This window comes from Aquabacterium sp. (genome assembly GCF_050725395.1).
In the GTDB taxonomy this organism is placed as follows: domain Bacteria; phylum Pseudomonadota; class Gammaproteobacteria; order Burkholderiales; family Burkholderiaceae_C; genus Aquabacterium.
On the sequence record NZ_JBOHHL010000003.1, the window covers coordinates 217,629 to 226,380 of the forward strand.

Genomic DNA, 8,752 nt, shown 5'->3' on the forward strand with positions numbered 1-8,752 from the left:
GCCATGAGGCCGAACCTGTCGTCCTTCCTGAATTTGTCGCGCTGGTCGGCGGCTTTCCTCGTCGTCATCTACCATGTGCGCCACCTCGTGCTGGCCGACTTCAAGGACGTGGTGAACCAGGGCGTGTTGACCAAGGCCCTTTACTTCGCCACGGGCCTGGGGCACGAAGCCGTGATCGTGTTCTTCGTCATCAGCGGCTTCCTGGTCGGGGGCATCACTCTGGAACGCTGGCGTGCCAGGGGGCCTGATCTGCCCGCGTATGCATCGGCGCGCGTGAGCCGCATCTACACCGTGTACCTGCCGGCCTTGCTCGTGGGCTTGCTGCTCGACGCCATCGGGCTGCACTGGTTCAATGGCAGCGAGCTCTACACCAATTCGGCCCAGTACCAGACCTTGTCCCTGTCGACCCAGGTGGACGCCGCCCTGGACCTGCCCACCTTCATCGGCAACCTGTTCATGATGCAAGGCATCCTGACCGGCCACTTCGGCAGCAACGGCCCCTTGTGGAGCCTGGCCAATGAGTGGTGGTACTACTGCATCTTCGCCCTGGCCGCGGCCGCCGTGACCGGTGGCGGCCACCAGCGCGTGGTCTGCGGGCTGGCCGCCGTGCTCATCTCAGCGCTGCTGCCACCCAAGCTCATGCTGTGGGGCCTGATCTGGTGCCTGGGCATCGCGGCGCACGCCTGGGTCAAGTCGCGGTGGTGGCGGCCGCACCCTTGGCTGGGCATGGGACTGTTTGTGCTGGTGCTGGCGGGGTCGCGCTTCACGAGGCAAGGCAGTGGCGATGCCGGCGAATCATCCATGCTGACCGAATTCACGCGTGATCTGGTGCTGGGCGTGGCCTATGTTGCGGCCCTGGTCAGCGCCACGCGACTGAAGGCGGTCCTGCCCTTCGAGCGCCTTCACGCGCAACTGGCCGAGTTTTCCTACACCGCCTACCTCTGCCATTTTCCGGGCATGCTGTTGCTGGTGGCCATGGGCAACGAGGTGTTCGGCCTCCGGTTCCTGGTGCAACCCGACTGGCTCGGCCTGGCCTACCTGGTCATCGTCAGCGGCATCCTGTGCGCCTACGCCCATGGTTTCTACCTGCTGACGGAAAAGCACACCGCGCTGGTGCGCCGCAAGCTGGATGCCGTCTTCCGCCCTCTCAAGGGGCGAGGTACACAGGCCTGAAATCCAGGTTGATGCTGCTAGCATCCGAGGCCAGTGGGCGGCATTTGCCAGCGAGATCGCAAACACTGCGGGCCGCCGCCGGCTTCTTGAGCGGCCATGGGCTGTCCATGGTTCGCGCAGGATGCCAGACGATGTAAGACAGCTTGCCCGCGGCGTCCTGCAAAGTGGCCTGCCATGCGCCGCCGTTCTGGCCGGCATCGAAAGCCACCATGCGTTTGCCCGTCATCCAGCCCACCACTTGCCGGTAGGCCTGGCCCGCGTCGGTCGTGTCGATGGCCAGGTTGCTGCCCCGGGCGATCACCGCGGTCGAGCCTGGCCAGCCGTGGCCGCCGTCCCAGGCGTAGTGGTACCAGCGGCCCAGACCGGAAGCCCAGGCCACCACCAGGCTGCGGGCAAGGTAGGCCGGCCCCAGTTCATTGACCCGTGGCAGGTCTTGCCCCCTGGCCTTGGCGTCGCGCCAGGCAGGGTCTATTTCCAATGCCACCTGGGTGACATTGCCTTCGGTGTTCCACAGTGGCTTGTCGCTCACGCCGTGGTCACGCATCAGGCCCCTCAAGGCCAGGATGTGCGACATCAGCAGTTCGGGCGGCCCATCAACGTACAGGTGGTAGCCGATGGCATCGGCGGTCTTGCCCCCGCCGATCTTCAGGTAGTAATCGAGGTATTCGCGGTGGTACAGGCTGATGCCGGGAGACACGATCTGCGCCGACGGGTCGATGGCCTTGGCGATGCCCGCGGCATCGTTCTGCAGGGCCAGCAGTTGCTCCGGCGTGCCACGGTAGCCCGAGGCCATCCTGGACAGGCAGCCCTGCTGGTCGGGGCACCATTCATCCTTGGGGCCGAAGTAAGGTTCGTTCCAGACCTCCCAGTGCCTGAGCGGGCTGCCTTTGTAGCGAGTCACCAGGTCGGTCACCCAGTTTTTCCAGATGGCGCGATTGGGCGACTCGTCGCAGCGGTTGCAGGCACCGATGTCCCTCGGGCCATCGTCCGCATCGTTGTCGTCCAGCGAGGCCCAGGACGGCGCGTAGCCACCAATGACCATCAGCATGTCGGCCTGGTGGTCACGGGCCTTGTCCAGCCGGCTGTCCAGCGCATCCCACGAATACCGGCGTTTGCCGCCTGCCTTGGGGCGCGAGGTCTGGATGGTGTTCCACTGGGAACGCTCGCTGTCCCAAACCCGCAAGGAACCGACCTTGCCATCGTCCAGGGCCGCCGAGGTGTTGAGCTGGTGCAAGGCGTGCGCCCCGAAAAACTGGGGAGGCACTGCGCCTGCCGGCAAGACCAGATTGCTTCGGGCACCCGTCAGGGACGCGCCGTCCAGCCAGAGCGTGCCGGGGGTGGAGCTGGACACGATGAACATGGCTTGCAGGGCCTCCGCATCGCTCAAGCCATTGGAAAACGCCGACACCGACAGGTAGGTCCATTGGGGCGAGGTCCGCAGGTAGCGCGAGCCGTATTCCAGGTAGGGCGGGCCGCTTTTGCGCAAGGCCAGCTTGACCAGCATCGGGGTCTCCGAGCGCAACCACACGCCCAGGCCATAACGCCATTCGGCCTGCAGGCTGGCGGGCTGCACCAGTTGGAACAGACCTCGGGACAAGACCACCTTGAGGCTTCGGCCGTTTTTGCCCTGGGTGGCATCCAGTTCATAGCTGGCCTGCGTCGCCGCATTCCAGCAGGAGTTGTCGGCCCAGCCCGCCGTGACCTGCCCTGTCACGCTGGGGCAGGCCGCCGCCGAAACCGCAGAGCCTTCGAAGCCCCCATCCCGCAGGAGGTTGGCGCCCCCGGCACCCGGCTCGGGGGCGGCCATGGCCTGGGCGGCACACAGGCCCAGGGCCCACAGCACGCCACGCATCAGCTTGTGAAAAGGCATGGATCGCTCCTCAATGCCGGGCGGTCAGGAAATCGTGAAGACGTTGTCCCACCACCGTTGACTCGAACACGGATTTGAACCGAAGCGAGGCCGCCTGGCCCATCTGAGTCAAGGCCCCGTCGCGGTCCAGCACGTCCATCAGCACGTCGCAGGCCACGCCGACATCGTCGAGGGCCCAGAAACGCCCCTCCACGCCGTCGTCGAACACCTCGACGATGCCGCCCACCGGCGCGGCCACCACGGGCACGCCCGCGGACAAGGCCTCGATCAGGACCAGCGGCAGGTTCTCCATGCGGGCCGCGTGCACATACACCTTGTGCCCCGGGATGTGCGCGCGCGCACCGGCCGAGAACCCGGCGAAGAAGACCTGTTCGGTGATGCCCAGCTTGGCGGCAAGCTCCTCAAGCGACGCCCGATCAGGGCCGTCGCCCACCAGGGTCAAGGACAGCAGGCGACCCCGGGCCTTGGCCTGTGCCAGCACTTGCAGCAGGAACTGCTGGTTCTTGCGCGGCTCCAGGGTGCCGATCGACACCAGATCGCGGCCCTTGGAGGAGTCCAGCACCGTGTCGGTCTTCAGGGCCTTCACGAAGTTGGGGATCACCGCCGAGCGCATGGCGGTCAGTTCCGGGATGCGCTGGGTCAGCTCGCGCTGCATGAACCTGGAGACATACACCATGCCATGCAGGCTGGGCAGCACCCGGCGCTCCAGCCTTCGGATGTTGCGGGCGATCGGGCCGTCCGCCGCGATGGCCCCCTTGTCGATCCATTCGTCGGCCTGGGACAGGTTGAAGTGAACCACCAGGGTGACCGTCTGATCCGGGGTCCGGATGCAGCGCATCGCCACCGATGCGGACAAGGGGCACTGTGCATACACCACGCACTGCGGGTGCCGCGCCATCAGGTGGCGCAAGCGCATCCACAGCAGGAAGGCATGGCCCGCTCGGTAAAGCCAGACCGCCGCGGGCTTCCAGACCACCTCCAGCACGCTGCGCAAGGCCACGGCCAAGTAGAGCAAGGGGGACGCGGCCGCGTAGAAAGGCGTGGCGACTTCGAAAGGCAGCCCACGCTCCTTCAGGAAGGATTCAAACTCCCGCATGTGGGTTTGAAGCCCCGTCGTGCCCTGCAGCCGCATGAGGGACGCAATGATCACAGGCCGTGTCGAACTCAATTCACCATCCCCAACACGATCTTCTTGCCGGCCGTGGCCTGGACGGCCGCATCCCGGATGCCTTGTGCCGCCACCTCGAAGCTGTAGCCTTTGACCTTCTCCCGGGACGCACTTGAAAAGCGCTGCCACAAGGCCTCGTCGGTCAGGAGCCGCACGCTGCGCTCGACCCACATCGCCAGGTCCAGTTCGCAGACATGGCCGTTCTCGCCCTCCACCACCAGTTCGTTCGCCACGCCGGTGTGCGGAGACACCACGCAAGGCACGCCGGCGGCGCAAGCCTCGTTGATCACCACGCCCCAGCAATCCATCCGGGTCGGGAACAGGAAGACGCGGGAGGCCGCGTACTCGGCCGGCATGTCCTTTTGCAACAGGTAGCCGGCGAAGGACAAGTCCACACGCCCCTCGGTCAGCAGGGCTTCCTGGCGAATCTCATCCTCCATGGGGCCTTTGCCCAGGAAACGGATCGACACCGTCCGGCCCAGGCGCCTGGCCACGCCATCGGCCACGCGGATGGCGAACAGGGGATTTTTTCTTTCCACGAACTGGCCGCAGAAGACGAAATCGTAGGAGGTGCTCGCCACGCCGCTGGCGAACAACTCGTTGTTATCGCACAGGGGGGACAGGTGGATCCTGTCGCGGGGCACGCCGTAGGCCATGAACAGGTCGCGCGACAACCAGCAGGCGCCCACGAAGGACTTGCTCAGCGAGAACACGACCTTGCGGACCAGCCTGTGCACGATGGTCAAAGGCCTTTCGGCCTCGGGTGTGCCGTCCGTCATCGCGACGTGAGGCACGCCCTTGAGAACGGCCCAGCCGAAGGCATAGAGGTAGGTCGGGATGAAGCCCGTCGTCACGACCACGTCGGGCTTGAGGCTGGACAACAGCTTGACCACCGAGAAGTCCATGTGCATGAAGCCGGCCTCGTAGTCCTTGTACTTGCCCTTCAGGAAATGAACGCCGTATTTCTGCGAGAACCCCTTCAAGGTGGGATCGATGTGCGCCGGCGCGCAATAAACCACGTGCAGTTCGATCTGCTCCAGATCGGCCAGCCGGTCCCAGACCGGCACCCTGTAAGGGGCCGGCACATTGGTCACCACGACGCATCTTATTTTTTTCATGCCACGGTCCATGCTAGTTCGCGAGGGCCCCGCTCCAACGACTTCTCTTGCGCTTTTCAGGCTTCAAGTCCTCTTTGCTGTCTTGGGACGCGAAGATCAGCAACAAGATCGTCGCGATGGGCCAGGTTTTCAATGCATACGGCGACACCGTGGCGGTCAGGCCTTGGAACAGGTACAAGAGGAACGCCGTGAAGGTCAGCCCGGAAGCCCACACCCGGGGCCCCGCGGACCTCGAAATCTTGTAGACCAGGATCCAACCGGTCAGGTTCAGGGCCGCACCGGTGATGCCCTGCGTCACCAGCAAGTAAAGGTATTCGTTGTGGGCGCCGTGGGCCATGCCATCGCTGATGTTCTGCATGAAGATCAGGATGTCGGCGTACATGCCCCGCCCGAACAGCAGCTCCAGCGGGCCATAGTTGGCCAAGCCATACTTGATCAGCACCTCGATCACGCGGTCGCGCCCCTGGGTGAAACCGCCCAGGTTGCTGGTGTCGAGGGTCAGCACCTTTGAACTGTCGTAGAGCACGTACACCACGCCGAGCAGAACGGCGAAAAAACCACCGTACATCAGCATCGTCGAAGGCTTGGCCCCGTTCTTCAAGGCCACGAACACCAGCACGATGGCCAGCGTCAGGTAGTTCAGCCGCGAGTTGGCCAGGATCACCTGCACGACCACCAGCAGGGTCAGGACGATGTACAGCGGCGTCAACTTGTATCGGTTCCAGGCCGCGAAGGCCAGCAAGGAGGTCGACAGGCTGAAAGACAGGTCGGTCTTGAAAAGGTAGAAGCCCTTGAAGGTGTGCACGGCGCCCCAGTAAACCCAACCATAGTCGAGGGGAATGAGGCAAGCATTGGCCAAGATGTTCAAGGCCGCGCCCACGGCGATCGCCAGGGGCAGGCTGTCGTCGGCCGCGGCCGCCACCAGGCCGAAGAAGATGAACGGGCTGACGATCTTGAAGATGATCTGCGGCGAACCGTTCTGGAAAATCATCAGCATCGTCAGGAACGAGAAATAGATGATCACGAACACCCAGAGCTTCGATTGCAAATCGCCCGTGGCCTTGGATTTCTCGTAGGCGAAACCGCGGCCCGTCCGCATGAAGAACACGCCAAAGAGCAGCAGGAAGAAATAAAGGTACTTGACCGAATTGATTTCAAAAAAAGCGTCCGCCCCGGACTTCAGGCAAATGGCCAGGAAGATCGGGGCCGCGTAGAACTTCGGGAAAACCAGTTTTGGCGTCTGCAATATCATTTCGGAACCCTCAGCATTCGCCTCATTGCCACGTAGAGCACCGCGGCATAGGCGCTCTCGCCCAGAACGACGCCCACCATCAACCCGTGTTTGCCAAACTCAAGGCCTGAAAAATACATGACGGGCAAACTCAATGTCGAACTGATCGCCGCCGCGTAAAAGGACTGCCGGAACTTGCCACCGGACAGCAGCACGCCATTGCACACGCCCGACACGCCACTGGCCACGAAGAACATGCCCCACCAGGCGATGTCCAGCCTGAGGCCGTGGTACTTGTCGCCCAGGATGTAGCGCTCAAGGAACGGATAGGCCAGCACCAGCACCACGAAATACAGGGCCACGATGCCGGCCACGCCACCGATCGACAGATTGGTCAGGCGGACCACTTCGCGCGTGCTGCCCTTCGACAACCAATGGCTGACCTTGGGCCGGAAGATGTTGGCCCACGACAGGAACATCATGCCCAGCGGCGCCATGAACAGCTTGGCCGCCACGATTTCGGCGGTGGACTCGGGCCCCACCACCTGGGCGCCAACGACCAGGTAGCCATTGCCGAAAGCCCAGGCCACCATGCCGGCGGGCAGCGACCATTTGGCCAGGGGCCAGATTTCACGCCACAGCGCGCGCCATTGCGTCGGATCGAACACCGGGCTGATGGATGCCTGGCGCAGCCAGGGCAAAGCCGTGATCACGCCGACCGCCCCGATGACCAGCAGCATCTGGTCGGCGCGAACGCTTTTCGACAGCACCAGCGCAACGATGCACGGTGCCAGCAAGAGCACATAGGCGATGTCCTGCTGCAGGCATTTCTCGGCACGCAGGTTGATGAACTGCACATTGCGCAGGAACTCGCGCAACCAGGCCGCCAGCACCATCACCGCCATGGCCAGGGCCAGGGGCATTTCGATGGCTTCCATGGAAATGGCCGAAGGCACCAGCCACAGGAACAAGCCGCCAGCGATCGCCAGCACGATGCTCAGCACCAGTTGCAGCCCGAAGAACACATTGGTGACGCGGACCCGCTCCGCGCCCACCTTGCCAGGCAGCAAGGTCAAGGCCGTGGTGTTGACCAACGCCCCTTGGATGGCGCCCGTCAAGGCCACGTACCCGATCAACTGGCTGTAGGCATAGTAGTCGTGCTTGGTCGCGAACTTGATGAACACGAGGCCCAGCAGGAAATTGCAGATGCTGAGCAACGCCTGATCAAGCAGCGAATGAGAGACGCCTTGAAAAGGCGACTTCCTCTCATCAGAACCATCGGACATGCCGCCCCCGAATTTCAGACCAGAGCGTGACTTGTCATTCGTGATAATCATAGGCTTGATAACCAGCCTGCTTGACCAGGCTGTCACGCTTGGCAGCTGTGTAGTCGCTCAAGACCATTTCGGAGACCAGTTCCTGCAAGGTCGTGACCGGCGTCCAACCCAATTTGGTCTTGGCCTTGGTCGGGTCGCCCAGCAGGGTTTCGACCTCGGTCGGGCGGTAATAGCGCGGATCGACGCGCACCACCACATCCCCCACCTTGCATTGCGCCAGCATCTGGCCGTTGACGGCCTCGACCGCCACGACCTTGCCAACCTCATCCTCGGCCTCGCCCTCGAAAGCCAGGGTGATGCCCAGCTCCTTGGCCGAGAACTCGACGAACTGGCGCACGCTGTACTGCACGCCGGTGGCGATCACGAAGTCCTCGGCCACCTCTTGCTGCAGCATCAGCCACTGCATCTCGACATAGTCGCGGGCGTGGCCCCAGTCGCGCAGGGCGCTCATGTTGCCCAGGAACAGGCATTCCTGCAGGCCCAGCGCGATGCGGCTGATGGCGCGCGTGATCTTGCGCGTCACGAAGGTCTCGCCGCGCACCGGGCTCTCGTGGTTGAACAGCACGCCGTTGCACGCGTACATGCCATAGGCCTCGCGGTAGTTCACCGTGATCCAGTAGGCGTACAACTTGGCCACGGCATACGGGCTGCGTGGGTAGAAGGGCGTGGTCTCCTTCTGGGGAATCTCTTGCACCAGGCCATACAGCTCGGACGTCGAGGCCTGGTAGAAGCGCGTCTTCTTTTCCAGCCCCAGGATGCGGATGGCCTCCAGCAGGCGCAGGGCCCCGATGCCATCGGCGTTGGCCGTGTACTCGGGCTCTTCGAAGCTCACCGCCACGTGGCTTTGCGCGGCCA

General features: G+C 63.6%; 7 protein-coding genes. 1 reads left to right on the plus strand and 6 read right to left on the minus strand.

Features of this window, described 5'->3' with window-relative positions; all coding sequences use genetic code 11:
- Positions 1–3 precede the first annotated feature (3 nt).
- Positions 4–1,173, plus strand: coding sequence for an acyltransferase family protein (locus tag ACREB4_RS03625; RefSeq protein WP_431586825.1), 1,170 nt, complete (start codon positions 4–6; stop codon positions 1,171–1,173).
- On the opposite strand, the gene ACREB4_RS03630 is transcribed toward ACREB4_RS03625, so the two are convergent.
- The 6 genes from ACREB4_RS03630 to gmd all read right to left on the minus strand — a co-directional run.
- Complete coding sequence (locus tag ACREB4_RS03630) at positions 1,148–3,043, minus strand: hypothetical protein (protein WP_431586826.1); 1,896 nt, start codon at positions 3,041–3,043, stop codon at positions 1,148–1,150. The genes ACREB4_RS03625 and ACREB4_RS03630 overlap by 26 nt on opposite strands.
- A gap of 10 nt (positions 3,044–3,053) precedes the next feature.
- Positions 3,054–4,175 carry a glycosyltransferase gene (locus ACREB4_RS03635; protein WP_431586827.1) on the minus strand — a complete coding sequence of 374 codons (1,122 nt, stop codon included), beginning with the start codon at positions 4,173–4,175 and terminating at the stop codon, positions 3,054–3,056.
- Between the two features lie 32 nt (positions 4,176–4,207).
- Positions 4,208–5,329 carry a glycosyltransferase family 4 protein gene (locus ACREB4_RS03640; RefSeq protein ID WP_431586828.1) on the minus strand — a complete coding sequence of 374 codons (1,122 nt, stop codon included), beginning with the start codon at positions 5,327–5,329 and terminating at the stop codon, positions 4,208–4,210.
- Between the two features lie 13 nt (positions 5,330–5,342).
- The gene (locus ACREB4_RS03645; RefSeq protein ID WP_431586829.1) at positions 5,343–6,581 is read right to left on the minus strand and encodes a hypothetical protein; all 1,239 of its coding nucleotides are present in this window, start codon (positions 6,579–6,581) and stop codon (positions 5,343–5,345) included.
- Positions 6,578–7,777, minus strand: a complete 1,200-nt coding sequence (locus tag ACREB4_RS03650) for a lipopolysaccharide biosynthesis protein (RefSeq protein WP_431586830.1) — start codon at positions 7,775–7,777, stop codon at positions 6,578–6,580. The genes ACREB4_RS03645 and ACREB4_RS03650 overlap by 4 nt, the downstream gene beginning before the upstream one ends.
- A gap of 103 nt (positions 7,778–7,880) precedes the next feature.
- A partial coding sequence (gene gmd / locus ACREB4_RS03655) for a GDP-mannose 4,6-dehydratase (RefSeq protein ID WP_431586831.1) occupies positions 7,881–8,752 on the minus strand: 872 nt, incomplete at its 5' end.

Bases quoted from the DNA above. Each gene is read 5' to 3' on its own strand.
- ACREB4_RS03635 (WP_431586827.1), bottom strand. From the start codon at position 4,175: ATGCGGCTGCAGGGCACGACGGGGCTTCAAACCCACATGCGGGAGTTT.
- ACREB4_RS03625 (WP_431586825.1), top strand. From the start codon at position 4: ATGAGGCCGAACCTGTCGTCCTTCCTGAATTTGTCGCGCTGGTCGGCG.
- ACREB4_RS03640 (WP_431586828.1), bottom strand. From the start codon at position 5,329: ATGAAAAAAATAAGATGCGTCGTGGTGACCAATGTGCCGGCCCCTTAC.
- ACREB4_RS03630 (WP_431586826.1), bottom strand. From the start codon at position 3,043: ATGCCTTTTCACAAGCTGATGCGTGGCGTGCTGTGGGCCCTGGGCCTG.
- ACREB4_RS03645 (WP_431586829.1), bottom strand. From the start codon at position 6,581: ATGATATTGCAGACGCCAAAACTGGTTTTCCCGAAGTTCTACGCGGCC.